The sequence below is a fragment of the Bradyrhizobium hereditatis genome, from assembly GCF_020329435.1.
In the GTDB taxonomy this organism is placed as follows: domain Bacteria; phylum Pseudomonadota; class Alphaproteobacteria; order Rhizobiales; family Xanthobacteraceae; genus Bradyrhizobium; species Bradyrhizobium hereditatis.
Map to the genome: position 1 here is coordinate 86,103 of NZ_JAGKJK010000009.1, position 21,602 is coordinate 107,704.

The window sequence follows — 21,602 nt, forward strand, 5'->3', positions numbered from 1 at the left end:
GCCCGACAGACCAACTGACAGCGCGTTATCCAGGGAGGCGGCCCAGCAGCGATGGGCACAAGGCTAAGCGCGTGTAGCGTGCTCGATCGGCCCATCCCGATAATTCAGGAGATCATCTTCGATGTCGACGAAGGCACTGACATTTGCGCCGAGGGAGCTTTCCATAGAGCGTCGACCCGACGGCACACTGATTTTGAGCTCGCCCGTTGAGCTGGGGAAGTGCGACTGGCGCATCACGGACTTCCTCCCGACCTGGGCAAATTCCGTTCCCGACAGAATTTTTCTCGCGCAGCGCAATGCGAACGGGGGGTGGGACGAGATCACCTATGGCGAAGCATGGTTGCAGGTTCAGGCGGTCGGCCAAAGCCTGATCGATATGGGCGCAAAGCCGGCTGACAAGCTGGCGATACTTTCAGGAAACTCCATCGAGAACGCGGTGATCTCGTTTGCCGCGATGTCGATAGGGATAATCCTGGCGCCGATCTCGCCTAACTACACGCTGATGCCCGGCGGCCTGGCTCGTCTCAAGGATATAGCGGAAGCGCTGCGCCCGAATTTCGTTTTCGTCCAGAGCGGGCGCGACTTTTCCGCGGGGCGCTCGATTCCCGAACTGGCAGCCGCAACCTGGATCAGCGTCGATGGGGCGCCGGACACCGTGCCTTTCGGCGTACTGACATCCCTAACGGGAAGTGCAGGATTCGCGGATGCTTCACGCGCTGTTTCTTGCGACGCTGTCGCAAAGATTCTCTTCACATCCGGTTCGACCGGTTTCCCCAAAGGCGTGCTCAACACCCACCGCATGATGGCGAGCTCCCTGCAAATGGGGAGTCTGCTCGTGTCTCCTCCGGACGCGCCGGTGCAGGTCGAGTGGCTGCCTTGGCACCATACGATGGGCAGTAACGTAATCCTTCACAGCATTCTCAAAAATGGCGGGACGCTCTACATCGACGATGGTCGGCCGCTGCCTCAGCTCTTCCACAAGACGGTCGCGAATCTCAGGGAGATTTCGCCGACGGCCATGTTCAACGTACCTGCCGGCTATAACCTCTTGTGTGATGCGATCGAGAACGATCTCGAGCTTGGCGCCAGCGTGTTCAAGCGGATGGACAGATTGAGCTATGCCGGGGCTGCAATCTCGCAGGGCACGCTTGAAAAACTCTATCGGCTGACATCGTCGATCACCGGTCGGCGAATCCCGGTCATGTCGGGCTACGGCACCACCGAAACGGCCCCGACGATCAGTACAACCCATTGGGCGACGGACCAGCCGGGCGAGATTGGTCTTCCCGCGCCGGGCCTGCAGCTAAAACTGATCCCCGTCTCCGATACCTACGAGGCAAGGGTCAAGGGACCCAACGTTACCCCCGGTTATCTCGGAAGGCCGGATTTGACGGAACAGGCCTTTGATGAGGAAGGCTTCTATCGCATCGGCGATACCGTCTCGTTTCTGGACCCTCAGAAGCCGGAGCTTGGGCTGCGCTTTACGGGCAGAATCTCAGAGAACTTCAAACTCGCGAACGGCACGTGGGTCTCGATCGGGAATATGCGCGCGGCGATTTTGGCGGCAACGCGCGGCGTATTGCTGGACATTGTCGTTGCGGGAGAAAACCGTGAATCGTGCGCGCTGCTCTGCTGGTTGAATCCGACCGAGGCGGCGCGGATTTCCAAGACCCCAGCCGCGGATCTAACCTGCGACCCTCTCGTGGTTCAATTTCTGAAAGATCGTTTTCAGGAATACAACGAAACTGTTGGAAGCAGCGAAAGAATCTGTTCGTTCTTGCTGCTGAAGGACCCGCCGTCACTGGCGGCAGGAGAAATCACTGACAAGGCCTACGTCAATCAACGTGCTGTGCTGAAACATCGCGCTGACCAGGTCGAACGTCTCTACTGCAATGAGGCAAGTCGAGAGGTGATCCAGGTCTGAGGACGGGTTCAGCCGGCCGCGACCGTCGACGGACATCTCGTGTCCGCCATTTGGTGCCTACGGTATGCTCGCGCTGATGCCTGCTTAGCATTGTGGTAAGCCCGCGTGAGCGGTCACCTCAAGCGGCACTGCGGCGCGGCTTTGCCTTCGGCTTCTCCGGCGCTTTTGTTGCCGGGGTTGTGCTTCGGGCGCCGGGGCCCGGATGGGTATGAACCTCCTTGGCCGACAGCGGCTCACCGCATTCGGAGCACACCATGACCGGATCGAAGTTCTTGCCGCATTTGCGGTGCTGGTGCAGCAACGGCCGCCCGCGTTCGTCGACCATGTGCGTGTCGCCCCAATGCACGATCGCCATCATGATCGGATAGAGATCGAGGCCCTTTTGGGTGAGGATGTATTCATGGCGCTTGGGCGACTCCTGATAGGGAATGCGGCGCAGCACGCCTTGCCGCACCAGTTTCTTCAGCCGTTCCGCGAGCAGATGCCGCGTGATTCCGAGCGCGGACTGAAATCCTTCGAAGCGGCGCGTGCGCAGGAAGCATTCGCGCAGGATAAGAAGGGTCCAACGGTCACCGATCACGCCGATCGTGCGGGCCATCGAACACGGCTCTTCTTCAAGGGCATCCCATCGCATCTGCTGCTCTCCAGTCCATCAGGCGCCCTGTTTCTGCTCGAATCGTCCAGGGAACCGTCGCTTCCTTATCATTCTAGATAGGTACTCATCTCCAAACAATCCCTACGGATGGGGCGAAACCAGCGGAAATTTGCAACAGTTTGACAGTTCGTTTTTAGAACTGTAAACGAATGATAGCCGGATTTCGGCTAGTGAGCACCAGACTTGATCATTCAAACACTCGCGGGAGGAGCCGACATGCCCCTGAAGGTAGAGTTCCAGTTCGATTTCGGCAGCCCGAACGCTTATCTGGCGGAAGTAGCCATTCCGGGGATCGAGCGGCGTACCGGCGTCAAGTTCGAGTACGTGCCGGTTCTGCTTGGCGGCATCTACAAGGCGACGGGCAATATGTCGCCGTTCGACTCGCTTCGCGGAATCAAGAACAAGCCGGAATATCAGGCACTCGAGACCCAGCGCTTTATCCGGCGCCACAACATCACGAAATTCCGTCAGAATCCTTTCTTTCCAGTCAATACGCTGATGTTGATGCGCGGCGCCGTCGCCGCCCAATTCGAAGGCGTGTTCGAGCCCTACTTCCGCGCCGCCTACCATCATATGTGGGAAGAGCCGAAGAAGATGGACGACCCCGAAATCTTCCGTAACGCATTCATCTCCTCGAGCATCGAGATCGACCGGCTGATCTCGCGCGCACAACAGGATGACGTCAAGAAGAGGCTGATCGATCTGACCAACGACGCCGTCAGCCGGGGAGCCTTCGGCTCGCCGACTTTCTTCGTTGGAAAGGAAATGTTCTTTGGCAAGGACCAAGTCCGCGACGTCGAGGAGTCGATCATCGAGCAGACCAGACAGCCTGTTCCTAAGACGGCCTGACGGCGGCGACTGTCCGGGATGAGTGGCGTAGCTAAAGTCAACTCGGGAGAATGCCCATGCCTGGCCCGCTTAACGGCGCTCGTGTCCTCGATCTGACCGGGATAGTGTCGGGCCCGTTCGCGACCATGTTTCTGGCGGATCAGGGTGCCGACGTATCGAGCCCGGAATCCACCGTGCCGCCGAGTTCGTTGTTCAATGGATTCCGGACTCGCGCTTCGCGTGCCCCGGAATGACAAGACTTGGGGGCAACCGATGACCAGCACCATAAAGCCGTTTCGCATCCACGTCAGCGACGACATTCTTGCCGATCTCAAGTCGCGGCTTGCCCGTACGCGCTGGCCAGAGCCGGAACTGGTCGACGACTGGAGCCAGGGCGCGCCGCTGAAATGGATCCAGGAGATCTGCGGCTACTGGGCCAAGCACTATGACTGGCGGGCGCGTGAGGCGAAGCTCAATCGCTTCGACCAGTTCACCACCGAGATCGACGGGCTCGACATCCATTTCCTGCATGTCCGTTCGAAAGTGCCGTCCGCGCTGCCGCTGCTCATCACCCATGGCTGGCCCGGTTCGATCGTCGAATTCCAGAAGGTGATCGCGCCGCTGGTCGATCCCGCAGCCCACGGCGGCAATCCCGCCGACGCGTTTCATGTCGTCTGTCCCTCGCTCCCGGGCTTCGGCTTCTCGACAAAACCCAAGACCACCGGCTGGGGCGTTGACCGCATCGCGGCGACCTGGGCCAAGTTGATGGACCGTCTCGGATATGCGCGCTATGGCGCGCAGGGCGGCGACTGGGGCTCGGCGGTGACGACGTCGCTGGGTGCGCAGGATCCTGCGCATTGCGCCGGCATCCACGTTACGCTTGCGTTCAACGCGGCGCCGAAGGTCGAGGGCGAGCCGACACCGGAGGAGAAGCGGGCGATCGCCGGCCTCAAGCACTACGTCGACCTCGATTCCGGCTACTCGAAACAGCAGTCGACGCGGCCGCAGACACTCGGCTATGGCCTGACGGATTCGCCGAGTGGGCAGGCGGCCTGGATTCTGGAAAAATTCTGGGCCTGGACCGATTGTAACGGCCATCCCGAAAACATCATTGGCAAGGACGATCTGCTCGACAACGTCATGCTATATTGGGTGACCGCGACGGCGACCTCGTCGGCGCGGCTCTATTGGGAGAGTTTTGGCAAGCGCAGGACCACGCCGGTCGTGAAGGTGCCGACGGGCGTCGCCGTGTTCCCCAAGGAGATCATCACGCCGGTCAGGCGCTGGATGGAGCCAAATTTTTCCAATATTACGCATTGGAGCGAGATGGAGAAGGGCGGGCATTTCGCCGCATTCGAGCAGCCGCAGCTGTATGTCGGCGACGTCAGGAAGTTCTTCCGGACGGTGCGTTGAGATGCGGCCCAAACGTCATGTTGTCCCAGGCATCCACGCGCTTAAACTGTTTAACAAGCAAAAAGAACGGCTGTCCGGGATGAGTGGCGAAGCCAAACTCGCGGATCTAAAGCAGAAGTTAACTCGGGAGAATGCCCATGCCTGGCCCGCTTAGCGGTGTTCGTGTCCTCGATCTGACTGGCGTTGTGTCGGGCCCGTTCGCGACCATGTTTCTGGCCGATCAGGGCGCCGACGTCCTGAAGATCGAGCCGATCGGCGGCGACATCACCCGCCGCAGCCGTGCCACGATCGACAAGGACGGCGAGTTCTCCGCGCTGTTCATCTCTTCGAACCGCGGCAAACGTTCGCTGTCGATTGATGTCAAACGCGCGGCCGGCCGCGAGGTGCTCGCCAGGCTGGTTGCGCAGACCGATGTGCTGGTGCAGAATTTCCGGCCCGGCACCATGGAGCGCCTCGGACTCGGCGTAGAGGAGTTGCGCCAGCGGCATCCGCGCCTGATCTACGTCTCGATCAGCGGCGTCGGCGACACCGGCCCGTACGTGAAGAAGCGCGTTTACGATCCGATCATTCAGGGCCTATCAGGTTTTGCCGATATCCAGTCGCAGCCGGTCACGAACCGTCCGCAAATGATCCGCACCATCGTGTGCGACAAAACTACCGCAGTGTTCACCGCACAGGCCGTGGCGGCGGCGCTCTATGCCCGCGAGAAAACCGGGCAGGGCGATCATATCCAGGTCGCAATGCTGGATGCGATGATTTCCTACCTGTGGCCGGAAGGCATGATGCAGTACACGGTGGTAGGAGCCGAGGCCACCGCCGCCGATCCCAACGACCGGCCGGATCTCGTGTTCAAGACCAGCGATGGCTACATCACGGCCGGTACCATTTCCGATTCCGAATGGCAGGGGTTTTGCCGGGCCTCGGGCGATCCCGAGCTTGCCAACGATCCCCGGTTTGCGACGCCATCGGCGCGTTCGGTCAACGCCACCGCGCGCATCAACAAGATGGCGGAATACATCGGTCAACACACCACCGCCGAATGGCTCGATCGCCTCGACGCTGCCGACGTGCCGTGCGCTCCGATTCTGCGACGGGGCGAAATCATCCACAATGAGCAGGTGGTCGCGCGCGGCATCATCACGGAGTTCGATCAGCCGAAGGTCGGGCGGGTTCGGCAGCCCAAGCCCGCGGCCCGCTTCGAAATCAACGAAGCTGCAATCGGCGGACCGGCTCCCCGGGTCGGCGAACACTCGCGCGATGTCTTGCGCGAACTGGGGTATGACGACAGCGCCATCGACACGATGATTGCCGAGCGCGCCGTGCGCGTGGCTGTCTGAGGCGAAGCTCTCTCGCGACCGTTGAACGTTCTCAGACCTTCGCGGCCGCTGGCGTGATCGGTGCCATCGGGACATTCGCCGCGACGGCTCGCTGATAGGCGTCCCGTTTCTTGATGCGTTCGAGGTAGGGTTGCGCATTGTCGCAAATTCCGACCCCATAGGCGACGGCCCACTCAAGGCAGGTCGTGAGCAGGATGTCGGCGCTGGTGAATTGGTCGCCCATCAGGAACTGCCGCCCATCTGCCAGCGCGACCTCCACGTGTCGCAACTGTTGCCGGAAATACTCACCGGCTTGTGCGACGACTTCGGGGGCAACTCCGTAGATGTGTCCCAGTGCATCCGCGCGATGGCGGCGCATGACGTAGAGGCTGGTTGAGTCGAGCTCGGCCACAATAAAGAAGCACCATTCCAGCCAAGCGGCGAAGTCGCGCTGGGTTACGGGAATCAGCGAACGGTCGGGCGTCGAATAGGTTCGCGACAAATAGGCAACGATCGCTGCGCTTTCACCGATGCAGAAATCACCGTCCTGCAGCAAGGGAATCTTCTGACGCGGATTGAGCTTGGTGTATTCAGCGGTCTTGGTCTCACCCGTTCGCGGTCCGATGGGCTTTGTCTCGTAGGACAAGCCAAGTTCGTGCATGGCCCAGTGCGCACGAATGGTGCGGCTGGTCCCAACGCCCCACAGGGTCAGGTCTGGCGTCGTGTTCATATCACCACTTCTCCACGGAGGGGCGGAGATCGAGTTCGTGGGTCCAGCCATCCCTGCTTTGCTGATGCGTGAACCAGTAGGCTTCGGCAATGGAAGATGTCTTGGTCAGGCTGTCCGGGGGAATTTCGCTTGCATCGATTCCCTTCGCTGCTTTCATGCGCTGGTGAATGGCCTCGCTGTCGACGCCGGCGTCGATCAGGAGATGCACGACGTGAATGTTCTTCGGTCCGAGCTCCCGCGCCATCGCCTGAGCCACTGCTCGAAGTCCGAACTTCGCTGCTGAAAATGCCGCAAACCCCGAGCCGCCACGCACACTGGCCGTTGCACCAGTAAAGAAGATGGTGCCGTGTTTGCGCGGAAGCATGACGCGTGCAGCCTCACGTCCGACCAGGAAGCCGCCATAGCAGGCCAATTCCCAAGCCTTGAAGAACAGCTTCTCGGTTGTCTCCAGCAATGGCTTGTTGACGTTCGATCCCGCGTTGAACAGGCAGACCTCGATCGGCCCCAGCTCCTTCTCGATTCGCGCAAATATGCCTTGGACCTCCGCTTCCTGGCGGGCATCGACACTGAACGCGTGAATGCTATGTCCGGCAGCTCTCAGCTCGCCCACAAGCCCCTGCGACTTGGACGCATCCCGCCTGCAGATGCAAACCGTATAGCCGCCCTTCGCAAAACGCCTGGCGACGGCCGCGCCGATGGCGTCGCCAGCGCCAACAAGTATCGCTACGCCGCGGCGCTCCACCATCCCGTTCTCCGATAAGTTCCTATTTGATACTTTAATCGTAGCTGCGGAACGATACTTTGTAAACGAGGCTTTCCAACAAAATGCGCGCAATAATGGGGCAGCAAAGTTGCCCCTTCGGGCCGCATGTCCAGGGATAATGAATTAGTGATTGACGAGTTCTAAAAAAGAACGTTAGGTAAAGCGGCGAATGTGCCGCGTTGCAGAAGCAGGCATGCTTGGTCGGGAGGTCAGTCGTGGCGGAGCTTTCGGAGGCGATCAATCTCGACGAGATTGCTGTCGGCTTGCCGAGCCGCATCCATGAAGTAACGGCAAGACAGTTTGTCGAAGCCCCCGACCGGATCGCGCTCGTCGAGAACGGGGCATCCTGGAGCTACTGCGATCTGGAGCTGGGCGTTGTTGTCACGTTGCTGCCGGGAGTTGAGGGGCGCATCAGAACACTCGACGGCATACCACTATCAAAGGAACAAGTCGGAGAACTCCACGTGCGCGGGCGCAACGTGATGCGCGGCTATTATCTCGCTCCCGAGCTGACAGGCAAAGTGATCGACAGCGAAGGCTGGTTCAATACCGGCAACATTGCCCGCTTTGACGGCGATTGCCTGTACATTCTCGGTCGTACCAAAGAAATGATTGGCGCCGTCTCAGCCAAGCTCGAGGCAATTCTCAATTCACACAAGGATGTGCAATCCGCAGTCATTGGCCGAGCCCTCAACGGTGATGGGGAGCTTATCGCATTCGTGCAGCCGTTCCCGGGATCGCGCGTCAAGGCGACCGATCTGATGGATTCCATCAAACCTCGGCTCGCCGCCTATATTCGGCCGCCGAAGATCGTTGTCGTCGATGTCTTGCCGGGAAGCTCAGCCGGCAAGATACGCGAGCATGAGCTCGCGGCCTGTTTGCGTCGCGACCGAGCTGCTGCCAAGCAGGCGGCGAGGTTCCAGCGACGAACTCACTTAACCTGACCGGGAGAACGCCTTTGCAAAAGAGAAACGCAACCGTGGCCGTAATCGGTGCCGGGGACTTTATCGGCGGCGAGATCGCAAAGAAGTTCGCCTCCGAGGGCTTCACGGTGTTTGCCGGGCGCCGTAACGGCGCCAAGCTCGAGCCGCTCGTCAAGGAGATCGAGAGGGCGGGCGGCGAAATTCACGCGCGTTCGCTCGATGCGCGCAAGGAAGAGGAGATCATCTCCTTCCTTAGAGATGCCGACAAGTACGCACCGCTTGAGGTTTGCATCTTCAATATCGGGGCCAACGTCAATTTTCCGATCCTAGAAACCACCGAGCGCGTGTTCCGAAAGGTCTGGGAGATGGCCTGCTATTCCGGCTTCCTCGCCGGGCGCGAAGCCGCGCGGCTGATGCTGCCCCGGGGCAAGGGCAATATCTTCTTCACCGGCGCGACCGCGAGTCTCCGCGGTGGGGCGGGTTATGCGGCGTTCGCCAGCGCCAAGTTCGGTCTGCGAGCCGTAGCCCAGGCGACGGCGCGTGAGTTGGGTCCCAAGAATATTCACGTGGCGCATCTCATCATCGATTCCGGCGTCGACACCGAGTGGGTACGCCAGCGGCGGCTAGAGGCACTTGGTCCGACCGCGCTGGACGACCCCGATGCGTTGATGCCGCCGTCGTCGGTCGCGGAAAGCTATTGGATGCTCTATCAGCAGCCCAAGAGCGCCTGGACCTTCGAGCTGGAGATCCGTCCGTTCGGCGAGAAGTGGTAACGGGAGCCTCGCACGATGGAGCTCAATCTTTCCAGCGAGGATGCTGCATTTCGTGACGAGGTGCGCGCTTTTATTGCGGAGAACTATCCGCAGGAAATGCGCGTTCCCAACCCCGAGACCGATTTGACCAAGGAGCAGTCGCTGCTCTGGCACCGCATCCTCTACAAGAAGGGTTGGATCGCGCCGCTCTGGCCCAAGGAATATGGCGGCCCCGGCTGGTCCGTTACGCAACGATTCATCTTTGAGCAGGAGACCTCGCGCGCTGGGACGCTGCCGCCGCTTGCGTTCAGCGTGACCATGGTCGGTCCGGTCATCTACACCTTCGGCAACGACGCGCAGAAAAAGAAGTTTCTGCCGCGTATCCTCTCAGGCGAGGACTGGTGGTGCCAGGGTTATTCGGAGCCGGGCTCCGGATCCGACCTCGCATCGGTCCGCACCAAGGCGGTGCGCGACGGCGATCACTATATCGTCAACGGCCACAAGACCTGGACGACGCTGGCCCAGCATGCCGACTGGATCTTCTGCCTGGTGCGCACCGATCCTTCGGCAAAGCCTCAGGCCGGCATTTCCTTCCTGCTGATCGACATGAAATCGCCCGGCGTCACCGTGCGGCCCATCATCACCATCGACGGATCGCACGAAGTCAACGACGTGTTCCTCGAGGACGTGCGGGTCCCCGTAGAGAACTTGATTGGCGAGGAAAACAAGGGGTGGACCTACGCGAAATTCCTGCTCGGCAACGAACGCACCAGCATGGCCGGGATCGGCCGGTCCACTCGGTATCTCGGGCGTCTCAAGCAGATCGTGAGAACCGAGGTTGGTGAGGACGATCCAGCCTTCGGGGAATTCATCAGGGAGATCGCGCGCGTCGAGCTCGATGTGCTGGCGCTGGAGGCAACCGAATTGCGCATCGTCGCGCAGATGTCGCGGGGCATCGACCCGGGGCCGGCGGCGTCGCTGTTCAAGATCCGGGGCACCGAGATCTTCCAGCGCATCACGGACCTGACGCATCAGGCGATCGGAAATTACGGTCTGGCCATCCGTGAGCACCCGGTAAGCGCCAACCACTTCATGCCGGGGCCGGACTACGGACACACCGCGACGGAAAAGTATCTGAACTCCCGCAAACTCAGCATTTACGGAGGATCGAACGAGATCCAGCGCAACATCATCGCGAAAGCGGTGCTCGGTCTCTGACGAATCGCACGAGGCATCCGATGGATATTCAGTTGACCGAAGAACAGGAATTGCTCCGTTCCAGCATTCAACGCTTCCTGCGCGAGCAGTACGATTTCGATGAGCGCCGCAAGATCGTTGCGACCGATGAAGGCTGGAGCCGCAGGCACTGGAAATCCTTTGCCGAACTTGGGCTCTGTGCCGCGCCGTTCCAGGAAAGCTCCGGCGGCCTTGGTGGCGGCTCGCTTGCGACGATGATCGTGATGCAGGAGTTCGGCCGCAACCTCGTCGTCGAGCCGTATTTTGAGACGGTTGTCCTGGCCGGTGACCTGATCGAGAACATCGGCTCGTCCGAGCAGCGCCAGGCGTTTCTACCGAAGATCATGGAGGGCGATGCGATCTGGGCCCTGGCGTGGGCGGAGGGACGATCGCGCTACGATTTTGACAACGTAAACACAACGGCACGCCGCCAAGGGGACAGGTTTGTTCTGAGCGGAAGTAAAGCAGCGGTGGTCGGAGCGCCATGGGCCGACAAGCTGATCGTTTCGGCACGCACCTCGGGCCAGCCACGCGACCGCGATGGCGTGAGCCTGTTTATTGTAGATCGCCACGCTGCCAATCTTCACCTCCAGAGCTTCAAGACCATCGACGGTCGGCGCGCCGCTGAACTCACGCTGATGAACGTCGAGGTGCCGGCCAGCCAGATGCTGGGCAACGAAGGCGAGGGCGTCGCTGCCCTGGAGGCGGCCCGCGATCGCGCCATCGCGGCCCTTTGCGCGGAAGCCGTCGGCGCCATGACGGAGCTGAACTCGGCGACGCTCGAATACAGCAAGACGCGCAAGCAGTTCGGGGTTGCGCTGGGAACGTTTCAGGTGCTGCAGCATCGAATGGTCGATATGTTCATCGCGCTTGAGGAGTCGATTTCGCTGACCCAGCATTTGAACCTAAGCCTGGCATCGAAGGAACCGAACGGATCGAAACTGGCGTCCGGCGCCAAGACGAAGGTAGGCTATGCCGCGCGCTTCGTCGCGGAGCAGGCCGTGCAACTGCACGGCGGCATGGGCATGAGCGACGAGTTGAACGTCGGCCACTACTTCAAGCGAATAAGCTCCATCAACATCCAGTTCGGCGATCCTGCCTATCATCTGATGCGGTACGCGCAGCAGAGCTGAATCTCCTTCCCCGCGCAGCAAATCGATTGCTGCATCCCGACCAGAGGTAAGCGATGACTGAAGCCGTAATCGTCTCGACTGCTCGCACTCCCATTGGCAAAGCCTACAAGGGCGCCCTCAATAATACCGAAGGCGCGACGTTGCTGGGTCATGCAATTTCCGCTGCCTTGTCACGCGCCAACGTGGAGAGCGCCGAAGTCGAGGATGTTGTGATGGGTTGCGCCATGCAACAGGGCACCACAGGGATGAACATTGCACGCAAGGCGCTGCTGCGCGCCGGACTCCCGGTCAGTGTGGCGGGAACCACCATCGACCGGCAATGCGCGTCCGGCCTGCAGGCGATTGCCTTGGCTGCGCGCTCGGTCATCTTCGATGGCGTGGAAGTTGCCATCGGAGGCGGCGGTGAATCGATCAGCCTGGTCCAGAACAACCAGATGAACAATTTTCATGCCGTCGATCCTGAACTGCTCGCGATAAAGGGAGATGCCTACATCGCGATGCTCGATACGGCCGAAATCGTCGCGAAACGCTACAATATCTCGCGCGAACGCCAAGACGAATACAGCCTCGAGAGCCAGCGCCGGACGGCGGCTGCGCAGCAAGCCGGCCGGTTCAACGACGAACTCGCACCGATCAAGACCACGATGGCAATCACGGACAAGGCGACCGGCGCCGTGTCGTATCAGCAGGTGACATTGTCGGCCGACGAGGGACCGCGTCCCGATACCACCGCAGAGGGTCTCGCCGGTGTGAAGCCTGCCAAGGGGCCAGGCTTCACTGTTACCGGAGGCAATGCCAGTCAGCTTTCGGATGGCGCCAGTGCCGCTGTCATCATGAGCGACAAGCTCGCGGCGCAAAAGGGATTAAAGCCGCTCGGTATCTTCCGTGGCTTCGTCGCCGCAGGCTGCGAACCGGACGAGATGGGCGTCGGTCCGGTCTATGCCGTGCCTCGGCTGCTCAAGCGACACGGACTGAAGATCGACGATATCGATCTCTGGGAATTGAACGAGGCATTCGCGGTGCAGGTGATCTATTGCCGCGACAAGCTCGGGATCGACCCGGAGAAGCTCAACGTCAATGGCGGATCGATCGCAGTCGGTCATCCCTACGGCATGACCGGAGCGCGGCTGACCGGCCATGCTCTGATCGAAGGACGCCGGCGCAGGGCGAAATATGCGGTGGTCACGATGTGCATTGGAGGCGGCATGGGTGCCGCAGGCCTCCTCGAAGTTGTCCACTGACGGACGACAAGCTGGCTGGACTAGAGATCTGTCAAAACACATTGGAGGTACGCGTGAAGACTGCAATTACCGAGATGTTCGGCATCGAACATCCGATCATTCAGGGCGGAATGCATTATGTAGGGTTCGCCGAACTCGCCGCCGCAGTATCGAATGCCGGCGGGCTCGGAATCATCACCGGCCTGACGCAACGGACGCCGGAACTATTGGCCAAGGAGATCGCGCGCTGCCGCGACATGACGGATAAGCCCTTTGGCGTGAACCTTACTTTCCTGCCGAGCTTCACCGCGCCGCCATATCCGGAGTATATCGCTGCTATCAAGCAAGGCGGCGTCAAGGCGGTGGAGACCGCTGGCCGCAGCCCCGAGCAGTATATGCCGGCGCTGAAAGCCGCTGGCATCAAGGTGATCCACAAATGCACCTCGGTGCGGCACTCGCTCAAGGCCGAGAAGATCGGCTGCGACGCTGTCAGCGTTGATGGCTTCGAATGCGGCGGCCATCCCGGCGAGGACGACATCCCGAACATGATCCTGCTGCCCCGTGCGGCGGACGAGCTGAAGATTCCATTCGTGGCATCGGGCGGCATGGCCGACGCGCGGAGCCTCGTCGCGGCGCTGTCGATGGGGGCGGCCGGCATGAACATGGGTACCCGCTTCATCGCCACGAGGGAAGCGCCAGTCCACGACAATGTAAAGCAGGCCTTAGTCAAGGCGACCGAACTCGACACCGTGCTGGTCATGCGCGCGCTGCGCAATACCGAGCGCGTCTTGAAGAACAAGGGCGTCGACCAGTTGCTGGAGATCGAGCGCGAGAAAGGCGCAAGCCTGAAGATTGGCGACATCCACGAGCAGGTCGCTGGAGTCTATCCGAAGGTGATGATCGAAGGCGACATGGAAGCGGGCGCCTGGAGCTGCGGCATGGTCGTAGGGCTCATTCACGATATTCCGACGGTGAAGGAACTGATTGACCGCATCATGGCGGATGCCGAGCGAATCATCCGTCAGCGCCTGACTGGCTTCCTCGATAATGCCGAGCAAAGGCCGGCTGCCGCCCGCGCGATCGCGTAGCCGGATGTTCTAACGAGGGCTATTCCCACGCATGGTTGGGCGTGCGGTGATTGTTATGGTGAAGCTCGATTGGCCAGCGATGGATGGCCTTCGGCAGTCTCGGGAAGGGGAGTTTATGGATCTGGCCGACTTCCATTACTACGAGCCTTCGAAGGGCCACGGACTCCGACATAATCCATTCAACGCGATTGTCGCGCCGCGTCCGATTGGCTGGATTTCGTCACGAAATGCGACCGGTCAACTGAACCTCGCTCCATATAGCTTCTTCAACGCGTTCCTCTACGACCCTCCGATTATCGGGTTCTCCTCAATTTCGTGGAAGGACACCGTAAAGAACGTCAGTGAGACCCGCGAATTCGTTTGGAATCTGGTCACGATGGATCTGGGTGACCGCATGAACATGACGGCGACGCCACTCGATCACGGCGTGAGCGAGTTCGAAGCAGCAGGGCTGACGCCAATACCCGGACGCCACGTCGCTGCGCCGCGGGTGGGCGAGAGCAGGGCCGCGATGGAATGCAAGGTTACCGAAGTCTCTCAATTGACGAACGCGCGCGGTGAGAAGGTTGAAGGGTGGTTCGTGCTAGGCGAGGTCGTCGCAGTATACATCGATAAGTCCTTGATCGAGGACGGTGTCTACAACACTGCACTTGCGCGTCCCATACTGCGCGCTGGCCGCGGTGGAGATTACCTCGAGGTCCGTACGGAAAACATGTTCGAGATGAAGCGCCCGCCCGGCAGCAGCAAGCCGGAGTTCCATGGCACCTGATGGCGAGGAGATGAATGGCACGGCGGCCGCGGCACCCTTGTGGAGCGCGGCTTTGGCTTGCGAGAAGCGATCGCCCCAGGCGGTGCAGCGCGCGATCGGCGCATCGGACGAGGTGGCGGATCATCAGCTCGGCGATCTTCTGTTCGATACAATCGTGGCGACACGCCAGGGCACGGCGGTTACCCGGCACGACTATGACGAGGTCTGGTCGTTGATCAGCCATTCGGATCGAAGGGTCCGGCTGGTGGTCCCTCAGATGCTGGAATGGCTCGCGCGTTTCGCCTCGTCGTCCGCTGCAAGGTCGATGACGCCATGCGGAATGGCCACCTGGCGCTGCCGCACGGCTACGGTCAGGCATACCCCACGTCGGATGGAGAGGGCCTGATCAACGGGCCGCGCATCAATATGCTCACCGAGAGCGGCAACCGCGATCCCATTGCGGGCACGCCCTACCACAAGAACGTCGCGGTACGTCTGGCCCTGGTGTCCGCGCACGAGGCTGCGCCCTATCAGTCGCAGTCCGAGCGAATTCATATGAGAGCGGCCGGAACTCGAGGGAGCAATAAATGACCGAGAAACCAATCGCGATCGTGACAGGTGTAGGGCCGGGCACTGGAGCTGCCATCGTCAAGCGCTTCTCTGCTGGCGGGTTCCGTATCGTCGCGCTTGCCCGTTCAGCGGAGCTCATCAATCGCCTTGCGCAAGAGCTTCCCGATGTGCACGCGGTAACCCGCGACGTGTCCGACGAGAGCCAGGTGCGGACCACCGTCACTGATGTAAGGCGCCGCTTCGGGGCGGCCGAGGTTCTCGTCCACAACGCGGTAGGAGGAGGCTGGGGGAGCTTTCGCGAGATCGACCCGAAGATGCTGAAGGGCAATTTCGAGGTCAACGTGATGGGCTTGTTGTACTTGGCGCGCGAAGTGGCTGCTGACATGATCGATCGAGGCAAGGGCGCGATCCTGGTGACCGGAAACACGTCTGCGATCCGGGGCAAGGCGAATTTTGCCGGCTTCGCTCCGACAAAGGCGGCGCAGCGCATATTGGCAGAGTCGATCGCGCGTGACATCGGGCCTCTAGGCGTCCACGTTGCCTATGTCCTCATCGACGCCGTGATCGACACGCCCCGGATGCGCGCGCGGATGAGCGACAAACCGGATGAATTCTTCATCAAGCCTGCCGCCATCGCCGATGAACTGTACCATCTCTACAGTCAGGATCGATCGGCCTGGTCATTCCTTACGGAACTGCGGCCGTTCCACGAAAATTGGTGACGCCTGGCCGGTGAGTCATAGCGGGGTAACGCGCTTACTCGTTCTAAAGCTCTCCAGACGCAGGACATGAAAGGTCACAACCATGACGGATGGATCAATCTCGATTGATACCGGAACGGACGAACTGCTGTGTGCGATCCGGGATCGCGTCGCCGTGATTACCTTGAACCGACCCGAGGCACGAAATTCGCTGTCCGACCATCTTACGCCGGCGTTGCGCCAGATGATCAAGCGCAACGGTGACGATTCGGGCGTCGGCGCACTGCTGATTACCGGTGCAGGCAGCGCTTTTTGTTCGGGCGGTGACGTCAAGGGGATGGGCGGCAACTCTGCCGCACCCGCCATGTCATTCAGCGACAAGGTTGCGCGATTGCGGGAACGTCAGCGAACCCTGACCGGCGTGCTTGTCTCCCTGCGTAAGCCCACCATCGCGGCCCTGCCGGGACCGGCGGCTGGCGCCGGGCTTGCGATCGCGCTCGCCTGCGACATTCGTATAGCAGCCGAATCCACTATCATGACGACTGGTTACGCCAGGATTGCGCTCACCGGTGATTACGGCATTTCGTGGCTGTTGACCCGGCTGGCCGGGACGGCGCGTGCCCGCGAACTGATGCTCTTATCCGAGCGGATCGATGCACGCCGCTGCGAAGCGCTGGGGCTGGTAAATCGCGTGGTGCCTGATTCTGAACTGCAAACCGAAGCATTTGCTTTGGCGAGGACGTTGGCAAACGGTCCGGTAAGCGCCTATGCCGCCATCAAGGATAATCTCGACCTTGCGCTATCGGCTGACTTCCTGACGTCATTGGATCACGAGGCCGAGAAGATGGTCGTTGCGGCGGGTACGGCGGAGCACACCGAAGCCGTGCAGGCCTTCATCGAGAAACGTGTCCCCAGTTACAGGTGAAGCTTATTCCCCGACTCTGATGACGACCTTACCCTTCGCGCGCCCGGTCTCGACGTAAGCCAAGGCATCCGCTGTCTTCTCAAACGGGAAAGACTTGTCAACGATCGGACGGATTGCGCCGGATTCGATAAGGGAAGCGATCTCGCTCAACTGTTGCCCCTCCGCTCGCATGAACAGGAATGAGAAGTGCACACCAAGGCTTTTGGCTTTCTTCCGCACACCATGACTCAGCACGCGCATCACCAGTTTCAGGAACAGGTTCAACTTTAGTTCCTTGGCGAATTCTGGGTCGGGCGGCCCCGAGATCGAGATGAGGAGGCCACCTGGTTTCAGCATGCGCAGAGATTTTTCAAGCGTCCTGGTGTCCTGGCTGTGCAGGACCAGATCGTAGCCCGACAAAATCTTTTCGAAATCCTGCGTCTTGTAGTCGATGACCACGTCTGCGCCGAGACTCTTGACCAGCTCCACATTTTTCGTGCTCGTTGTCGTCGCAACTGTCGCGCCGAGATGTTTGGCGAGTTGGATGGCAAAAGTCCCCACACCACCGGAGCCGGCCTGAATGAAAACCTTCTGACGGGGCTTCAGCTTGCCGACCTCCACTAGCGCCTGCCAGGCGGTCAGCCCCACCAGCGGGATGGTAGCGGCTTCTTCCATGCTGATGTTCTCGGGCTTTAGCGCCACGTCGGTTTCATTCATGGCAATGAATTCCGCGAACGTCCCGATCCGATGGTCGCGCGGCCGTGCATAGACCTTGTCGCCGGCCTTGAACCGCCTGACCTTGGGGCCGACCCTGACGACTATCCCGGCAACATCGTGCCCCAGAATGAAAGGCGGACGATACGGCAGTATGAGCTTGAATTCTCCGTCCCTGACCTTGGAGTCCAGAAGGTTCACCGCAGTTGCATGAACTCGAACCAGGACATCGTCGTCGCGCAACTCCGGCTCAGGCACGTCGGCCAGGCGCAGAGCGCCCTTCTTTCTGTATTTATCGACAACGAATGCCTTCATGATGTCTTCTCCAATTGAAGTTTGGTCGCGGCATCAGGCGTATGCTGACGCTCCCGTTCAGGAGCGACGCACCTCTGCTCCGTGAGCGCAGTCACCACTTCTCGACCCACGGCCGCAGCACGACTTCGAATGCCCACGTCGACCGATGCTGGCGATGCAGATGCAGATAGGTTTCGGCGATGCGGTCCGGGTCAGCCATGTTGTCGTCGACAGTCGTTCCCGCCAGTCGGTGCGCGCGGGTACCGTCTTCCTGAGTCCAGCCAATCGCGGCGTCAATCGGCACATTTGCCACGTGGACACCCTGCGGCATCAATTCCCTTGCCATGCTCTGTGCGAGTCCGGACTTGGCATGACATGCCATTGCAAAGGCAGCGCTCATCGGGAAGCCTTTGAGCGCCGCGCTTGCGTTCGTGAAGATGATCGTTCCTTTCGTTCCGCGGGGGCTTGGTGTGTTTTCCCGCATCAGTCGAGCAGCCTGCTGACCCACCAAGTACGCGCTGAATGCTGAGTTACGAAGTGTGTCGAGCACCATGCTTGGGTCGGCTTCGGTAATCCCCTTGCGGAAAATGCCGGGAACGCGGCCGTCGATATTATGCACGACAAGCGTAGGTGCCCCCAGGTCTCGAACGACGTTCTGGAACAGCAACTCCACGGCCGCTGGTTCGGTGGCATCGCAAGCGTATCGGCGCACGCCGTGCGTCTTCTCCATATTCTGCAGGACCGATTTTTCTGGATTCCTGGCTGCGATGCCGACACGCATGCCGTTTTCGGCGAACAGCCTGGCGCAACTTGAGCTGATGCCCGGACCGCCCCCAACGATGATTGCAACGTCCTGTACGGAAGGTGGAGTGTCGTGTTGATGCAATTGAGTCATGTTTCGTGCTCCTATGCGCGTCGTAGCAGATCAGTGAGGACGCGTTTTATTCTTGGCGCTCCCAAATCTGCGAACGCCCCAGCATTGACACGCCAATGTACCCGCGCACGTTGAGCTTCTTGCCGCCGTCGGTCAGTTGGATCTTGCTGCTGTAGACCTTGCCATTGTCCGGATCGAGGATTTTGCCGGCGGTATATTCGGCGCCATCCTTCTTTAGGCCGCTCAGGATTACCAAGCCGATTACCGGCACGTCCTTGAGCGCGCCTTCGCATTTTTCACATTTCGGATTCCGATCTTCGGACGGAGCGCGGAACACCTTTTCAATCTTCCCCTGCAGGGTGCCATTGGATTCCGTGATGCGGATAAGCGCTCTCGGTTTGCCGCTGATGTCATCGACATTTCTCCACAAGCCGACAGGTGAGGCATTGTCCGCCCGGGCCCCGGAGAACATGAGTGCGGCAGTCAGGATGAGCGCGAGAACGCCTGATTGTTTCAGAATACGCATTACGATGGTCTCCAGGGAGTGGGGCCTATTGTTTGCTTCGATGCCGCGTGGTTCGATTCTCGTCGAGGTATGACCAAGCGGGTCGCAAACACGGTTATGCATTCACGTCGACGACCGTGCGGCCCCGGACCTTCCCCGCGAACATTTGGTGCACCACTTCGGGAACCTCTGCGAGGCCGACCACCTGCATGGTTCGGGCAAGCTTGTTCACATCCAGATCGCGAGCCAAACGTGACCATGCCTCGATTCGCGCCTCCTGCGGCGCATTCACCGAGTCGATTCCAGCAAGAGTAACATTGCGCAGGATGAACGGCAGAACCGTTCCGGGAAGATCGGCACCCTGAGCCAAGCCGCACGCCGTCACCACGCCGCGGTACTGCGTCTGCGCCAATACGTTCACCAGCGTATGACTGCCGACGGAGTCGACTGCTCCAGCCCAACGCTCGCGCGCTATAGGAGCCCCGGGCTCCGAAAGCGTCCGCCGATCGATGACATCGGCCGCACCGAGGCTTCGCAGATAATCGGCTTCTTCAAGACGTCCAGTCGATGCAACGACGCGATAACCGAGATCGGCGAGGAGAGCGATCGCGATCGAACCGACGCCGCCATTGGCACCGGTTACGATGATATCGCCACGCTGCGGTGTGATGCCGCCATGTTCGAGGGCCAGCACCGACAGCATCGCGGTGTAACCAGCCGTGCCGATCGCCATGGCATCCTTCGTGGAAAATGGAGCGGGGATCTTCACGAGCCACTCGCCTTTGACCCGCGCTTTCTGGGCGTAACCGCCATGGTGGGTCTGGCTCAGTCCCCAGCTGTTGGCGACGACGCGGTCTCCGACGGCGATGCCGGGATAAGAGGATGCCTCCACCGTTCCGGCAAGATCGATACCGGGAATGAGGGGAAATTGGCGGATGATCTCTGCGCGCCCGCTAATGGCCAGCGCATCCTTGTAGTTCACGGTCGAATAGTCGACAGCAACCGTAACGTCGCCAGGCATGAGATCTTGCTCGTTCATTTCGACCACGCTGGTCGAAACCTTCTCACCTGTCTTTGCAGCAAGCAGCGCCTTAAACGTCATCGCCATATCCTAAATTGGAGTTTCGCTGTCCACGCACCTAGGGTCGCGCCGCTTGATCGCAAGAAGGCACAATTAAAGCGGATACTATCATTTATGTAGGTACCCGCCGCGTTCTAACGCGTGAAGCCCTGGCCGCCTCGGCCGATATGACAGCGGGCCTGACATGGCGACGTCGTGCCCGAAGCGCGAGTGGGCAACCTGGTATGCCGAGGCTCACCCGCCGGTCGATCTGGCGCGGGCTGTCGACGAGCCCTCTGTCGAGATCCTGCGACTGTCTGCGGCTGTAGTACTTGTTGTATTACGGTTGTCATGTGATATGAATGCGAAAATCAAGAGCTGTTCAATGGCGTCGATGGTTACATCCGAAGACGTCAACGGGGGGCGTGTGTGACCGGGACTTTCGGTGCCATGGAATAGGCTTCACACTCTACCGACCCCAGACTAGTGCCCTTCGTGCTGTCATAGCTGATACTATCATTTATGGAGGTGACCATGCGTCCAAGAAGGTTTGACGCCAAAAGCGGATGCGCGGTCGGAGTGACGCTCTCCGTCATTGGCGGCATGTGGAAGCCGCTGATCCTGTTTCATCTCTTCGCCGGCAAGAAGCGGTTCATGGAACTGTCCCGGGCCATCCCTAACGCCACGCAGAGGATATTGACCCTTCAGCTGCGTGAGCTGGAGGCCGATGGCGTGATCGTTCGCCATATCTATCCGCAGATTCCTCCGAAGGTGGAATATGAAATCTCTACGCTCGGCCAGAGCCTCGGGCCCGTACTGCTTTCGCTTCGGAGTTGGGGCAAGCAACATGGCGGTTCAATTGAAGGCGTCTCTCAGCCACACCACGTTCCTGAAGATCGCCAGCTAAACGCATGCGCCCTGTAACGGTTGAATGAGTGATCGCGGAAACCTGCGTCGGCCGACTTGAGACGTCTCAAGGTCGCGCCACTTCGCCGGCTCGGATTCCCGTCGAACGCTGACGCGCTTTATCATGACCGGAAAGCTGTCGCTTTCAGGTGGTACGGCTCTGCCGCTTTCGCAGGCGTGTGCCACAAGCGAGCCTTATCCCATCGATTTATCCGAACGACTTGCGTCGTGTCATCGAATTCCAAATAGGAATTAGGGGCGTACGACCGACGCATCTGCGTCCTCAAAATTGATAGACAGTCGTCCGACTTGACAGTTCTATTTTAGAACTATTTACTCGACCTG

Annotated in this window: 23 protein-coding genes; 16 read left to right on the forward strand and 7 right to left on the reverse strand. The window is 60.1% G+C overall.

Annotated features, from left to right (window positions below):
• Positions 1-121 precede the first annotated feature (121 nt).
• Entirely contained in the window at positions 122-1,924 is a 1,803-nt protein-coding gene (locus J6524_RS21580) for an AMP-binding protein (RefSeq protein WP_225674166.1), read from the forward strand.
• A gap of 118 nt (positions 1,925-2,042) precedes the next feature.
• Here the strand turns inward: J6524_RS21580 and J6524_RS21585 are convergent, their stop codons facing one another.
• Positions 2,043-2,558 (reverse strand): winged helix-turn-helix transcriptional regulator, encoded by a 516-nt coding sequence (locus J6524_RS21585; protein WP_225674169.1) that lies wholly within the window; start codon positions 2,556-2,558, stop codon positions 2,043-2,045.
• A 237-nt stretch (positions 2,559-2,795) separates the two neighbouring features.
• On the opposite strand from J6524_RS21585, the gene J6524_RS21590 reads away from it, so the two are divergent.
• The 4 genes from J6524_RS21590 (at position 2,796) to J6524_RS21605 (ending at position 6,157) form a co-directional block, all read left to right on the forward strand.
• Positions 2,796-3,428, forward strand: a complete 633-nt coding sequence (locus J6524_RS21590; protein WP_225674171.1) for a 2-hydroxychromene-2-carboxylate isomerase — start codon at positions 2,796-2,798, stop codon at positions 3,426-3,428.
• Between the two features lie 56 nt (positions 3,429-3,484).
• Positions 3,485-3,661, forward strand: a complete 177-nt coding sequence (locus tag J6524_RS37420) for a CoA transferase (protein WP_283843336.1) — start codon at positions 3,485-3,487, stop codon at positions 3,659-3,661.
• A 19-nt stretch (positions 3,662-3,680) separates the two neighbouring features.
• The gene (locus J6524_RS21600; RefSeq protein ID WP_225674173.1) at positions 3,681-4,820 is read left to right on the forward strand and encodes an epoxide hydrolase family protein; all 1,140 of its coding nucleotides are present in this window, start codon (positions 3,681-3,683) and stop codon (positions 4,818-4,820) included.
• A 137-nt stretch (positions 4,821-4,957) separates the two neighbouring features.
• Entirely contained in the window at positions 4,958-6,157 is a 1,200-nt protein-coding gene (locus J6524_RS21605) for a CaiB/BaiF CoA transferase family protein (protein WP_225674175.1), read from the forward strand.
• A 31-nt stretch (positions 6,158-6,188) separates the two neighbouring features.
• Here the strand turns inward: J6524_RS21605 and J6524_RS21610 are convergent, their stop codons facing one another.
• On the reverse strand, positions 6,189-6,866 hold the full coding sequence (locus J6524_RS21610) for a glutathione S-transferase family protein (RefSeq protein WP_225674177.1): 678 nt from the start codon (positions 6,864-6,866) through the stop codon (positions 6,189-6,191).
• 1 nt (position 6,867) lies between these two features.
• Positions 6,868-7,611 carry an SDR family NAD(P)-dependent oxidoreductase gene (locus J6524_RS21615; RefSeq protein WP_225674179.1) on the reverse strand — a complete coding sequence of 248 codons (744 nt, stop codon included), beginning with the start codon at positions 7,609-7,611 and terminating at the stop codon, positions 6,868-6,870.
• Positions 7,612-7,844: 233 nt separating this feature from the next.
• On the opposite strand from J6524_RS21615, the gene J6524_RS21620 reads away from it, so the two are divergent.
• From J6524_RS21620 to J6524_RS21665, 10 genes are all read left to right on the forward strand, one after another.
• Positions 7,845-8,573 carry an AMP-binding enzyme gene (locus J6524_RS21620; RefSeq protein WP_225674180.1) on the forward strand — a complete coding sequence of 243 codons (729 nt, stop codon included), beginning with the start codon at positions 7,845-7,847 and terminating at the stop codon, positions 8,571-8,573.
• 14 nt (positions 8,574-8,587) lie between these two features.
• Positions 8,588-9,325: an SDR family oxidoreductase gene (locus J6524_RS21625; protein ID WP_225674182.1), complete on the forward strand. Its 738-nt coding sequence runs from the start codon at positions 8,588-8,590 to the stop codon at positions 9,323-9,325.
• 15 nt (positions 9,326-9,340) lie between these two features.
• Positions 9,341-10,522, forward strand: a complete 1,182-nt coding sequence (locus J6524_RS21630; RefSeq protein WP_225674184.1) for an acyl-CoA dehydrogenase family protein — start codon at positions 9,341-9,343, stop codon at positions 10,520-10,522.
• Positions 10,523-10,542: 20 nt separating this feature from the next.
• Positions 10,543-11,673 carry an acyl-CoA dehydrogenase family protein gene (locus J6524_RS21635; RefSeq protein ID WP_225674186.1) on the forward strand — a complete coding sequence of 377 codons (1,131 nt, stop codon included), beginning with the start codon at positions 10,543-10,545 and terminating at the stop codon, positions 11,671-11,673.
• 53 nt (positions 11,674-11,726) lie between these two features.
• Positions 11,727-12,914: an acetyl-CoA C-acyltransferase gene (locus J6524_RS21640; RefSeq protein ID WP_225674188.1), complete on the forward strand. Its 1,188-nt coding sequence runs from the start codon at positions 11,727-11,729 to the stop codon at positions 12,912-12,914.
• Positions 12,915-12,967: 53 nt separating this feature from the next.
• Positions 12,968-13,981 carry an NAD(P)H-dependent flavin oxidoreductase gene (locus tag J6524_RS21645; RefSeq protein ID WP_225674190.1) on the forward strand — a complete coding sequence of 338 codons (1,014 nt, stop codon included), beginning with the start codon at positions 12,968-12,970 and terminating at the stop codon, positions 13,979-13,981.
• A gap of 115 nt (positions 13,982-14,096) precedes the next feature.
• Positions 14,097-14,750, forward strand: coding sequence for a flavin reductase family protein (locus tag J6524_RS21650; RefSeq protein WP_225674629.1), 654 nt, complete (start codon positions 14,097-14,099; stop codon positions 14,748-14,750).
• Positions 14,751-15,014: 264 nt separating this feature from the next.
• Positions 15,015-15,320: a molybdopterin dinucleotide binding domain-containing protein gene (locus J6524_RS21655; RefSeq protein WP_225674192.1), complete on the forward strand. Its 306-nt coding sequence runs from the start codon at positions 15,015-15,017 to the stop codon at positions 15,318-15,320.
• Positions 15,317-16,021: an SDR family NAD(P)-dependent oxidoreductase gene (locus tag J6524_RS21660; protein ID WP_225674195.1), complete on the forward strand. Its 705-nt coding sequence runs from the start codon at positions 15,317-15,319 to the stop codon at positions 16,019-16,021. The genes J6524_RS21655 and J6524_RS21660 overlap by 4 nt, the downstream gene beginning before the upstream one ends.
• Positions 16,022-16,103: 82 nt before the next feature.
• Positions 16,104-16,925: an enoyl-CoA hydratase-related protein gene (locus tag J6524_RS21665; protein WP_225674197.1), complete on the forward strand. Its 822-nt coding sequence runs from the start codon at positions 16,104-16,106 to the stop codon at positions 16,923-16,925.
• A gap of 3 nt (positions 16,926-16,928) precedes the next feature.
• On the opposite strand, the gene J6524_RS21670 is transcribed toward J6524_RS21665, so the two are convergent.
• The 4 genes from J6524_RS21670 to acuI form a co-directional block, all read right to left on the reverse strand.
• Positions 16,929-17,933 (reverse strand): NADP-dependent oxidoreductase, encoded by a 1,005-nt coding sequence (locus J6524_RS21670; RefSeq protein WP_225674199.1) that lies wholly within the window; start codon positions 17,931-17,933, stop codon positions 16,929-16,931.
• A gap of 91 nt (positions 17,934-18,024) precedes the next feature.
• A complete protein-coding gene (locus J6524_RS21675) occupies positions 18,025-18,807 on the reverse strand; it encodes an SDR family oxidoreductase (RefSeq protein ID WP_225674201.1) in 783 nt (260 codons plus the stop codon).
• Positions 18,808-18,853: 46 nt separating this feature from the next.
• Complete coding sequence (locus tag J6524_RS21680; protein WP_225674203.1) at positions 18,854-19,312, reverse strand: DUF2147 domain-containing protein; 459 nt, start codon at positions 19,310-19,312, stop codon at positions 18,854-18,856.
• 94 nt (positions 19,313-19,406) lie between these two features.
• Positions 19,407-20,393 carry an acrylyl-CoA reductase (NADPH) gene (gene acuI / locus J6524_RS21685; protein WP_225674204.1) on the reverse strand — a complete coding sequence of 329 codons (987 nt, stop codon included), beginning with the start codon at positions 20,391-20,393 and terminating at the stop codon, positions 19,407-19,409.
• A 492-nt stretch (positions 20,394-20,885) separates the two neighbouring features.
• Here acuI and J6524_RS21690 point away from each other — a divergent pair, with 492 nt between their 5' ends.
• Positions 20,886-21,275: a winged helix-turn-helix transcriptional regulator gene (locus J6524_RS21690; protein WP_225674205.1), complete on the forward strand. Its 390-nt coding sequence runs from the start codon at positions 20,886-20,888 to the stop codon at positions 21,273-21,275.
• Positions 21,276-21,602 lie beyond the last annotated feature (327 nt).

Excerpts from the sequence above, each read along its gene's own strand:
- J6524_RS21580 (WP_225674166.1), top strand. The coding sequence starts at position 122 with ATGTCGACGAAGGCACTGACATTTGCGCCGAGGGAGCTTTCCATAGAG.
- J6524_RS21585 (WP_225674169.1), bottom strand. The coding sequence starts at position 2,558 with ATGCGATGGGATGCCCTTGAAGAAGAGCCGTGTTCGATGGCCCGCACG.
- J6524_RS21590 (WP_225674171.1), top strand. The coding sequence starts at position 2,796 with ATGCCCCTGAAGGTAGAGTTCCAGTTCGATTTCGGCAGCCCGAACGCT.
- J6524_RS37420 (WP_283843336.1), top strand. The coding sequence starts at position 3,485 with ATGCCTGGCCCGCTTAACGGCGCTCGTGTCCTCGATCTGACCGGGATA.
- J6524_RS21600 (WP_225674173.1), top strand. The coding sequence starts at position 3,681 with ATGACCAGCACCATAAAGCCGTTTCGCATCCACGTCAGCGACGACATT.
- J6524_RS21605 (WP_225674175.1), top strand. The coding sequence starts at position 4,958 with ATGCCTGGCCCGCTTAGCGGTGTTCGTGTCCTCGATCTGACTGGCGTT.
- J6524_RS21610 (WP_225674177.1), bottom strand. The coding sequence starts at position 6,866 with ATGAACACGACGCCAGACCTGACCCTGTGGGGCGTTGGGACCAGCCGC.
- J6524_RS21615 (WP_225674179.1), bottom strand. The coding sequence starts at position 7,611 with ATGGTGGAGCGCCGCGGCGTAGCGATACTTGTTGGCGCTGGCGACGCC.
- J6524_RS21630 (WP_225674184.1), top strand. The coding sequence starts at position 9,341 with ATGGAGCTCAATCTTTCCAGCGAGGATGCTGCATTTCGTGACGAGGTG.
- J6524_RS21635 (WP_225674186.1), top strand. The coding sequence starts at position 10,543 with ATGGATATTCAGTTGACCGAAGAACAGGAATTGCTCCGTTCCAGCATT.
- J6524_RS21640 (WP_225674188.1), top strand. The coding sequence starts at position 11,727 with ATGACTGAAGCCGTAATCGTCTCGACTGCTCGCACTCCCATTGGCAAA.
- J6524_RS21650 (WP_225674629.1), top strand. The coding sequence starts at position 14,097 with ATGGATCTGGCCGACTTCCATTACTACGAGCCTTCGAAGGGCCACGGA.
- J6524_RS21655 (WP_225674192.1), top strand. The coding sequence starts at position 15,015 with ATGGCTCGCGCGTTTCGCCTCGTCGTCCGCTGCAAGGTCGATGACGCC.
- J6524_RS21660 (WP_225674195.1), top strand. The coding sequence starts at position 15,317 with ATGACCGAGAAACCAATCGCGATCGTGACAGGTGTAGGGCCGGGCACT.
- J6524_RS21665 (WP_225674197.1), top strand. The coding sequence starts at position 16,104 with ATGACGGATGGATCAATCTCGATTGATACCGGAACGGACGAACTGCTG.
- J6524_RS21670 (WP_225674199.1), bottom strand. The coding sequence starts at position 17,933 with ATGAAGGCATTCGTTGTCGATAAATACAGAAAGAAGGGCGCTCTGCGC.
- J6524_RS21675 (WP_225674201.1), bottom strand. The coding sequence starts at position 18,807 with ATGACTCAATTGCATCAACACGACACTCCACCTTCCGTACAGGACGTT.
- J6524_RS21680 (WP_225674203.1), bottom strand. The coding sequence starts at position 19,312 with ATGCGTATTCTGAAACAATCAGGCGTTCTCGCGCTCATCCTGACTGCC.
- acuI (WP_225674204.1), bottom strand. The coding sequence starts at position 20,393 with ATGACGTTTAAGGCGCTGCTTGCTGCAAAGACAGGTGAGAAGGTTTCG.
- J6524_RS21690 (WP_225674205.1), top strand. The coding sequence starts at position 20,886 with ATGCGTCCAAGAAGGTTTGACGCCAAAAGCGGATGCGCGGTCGGAGTG.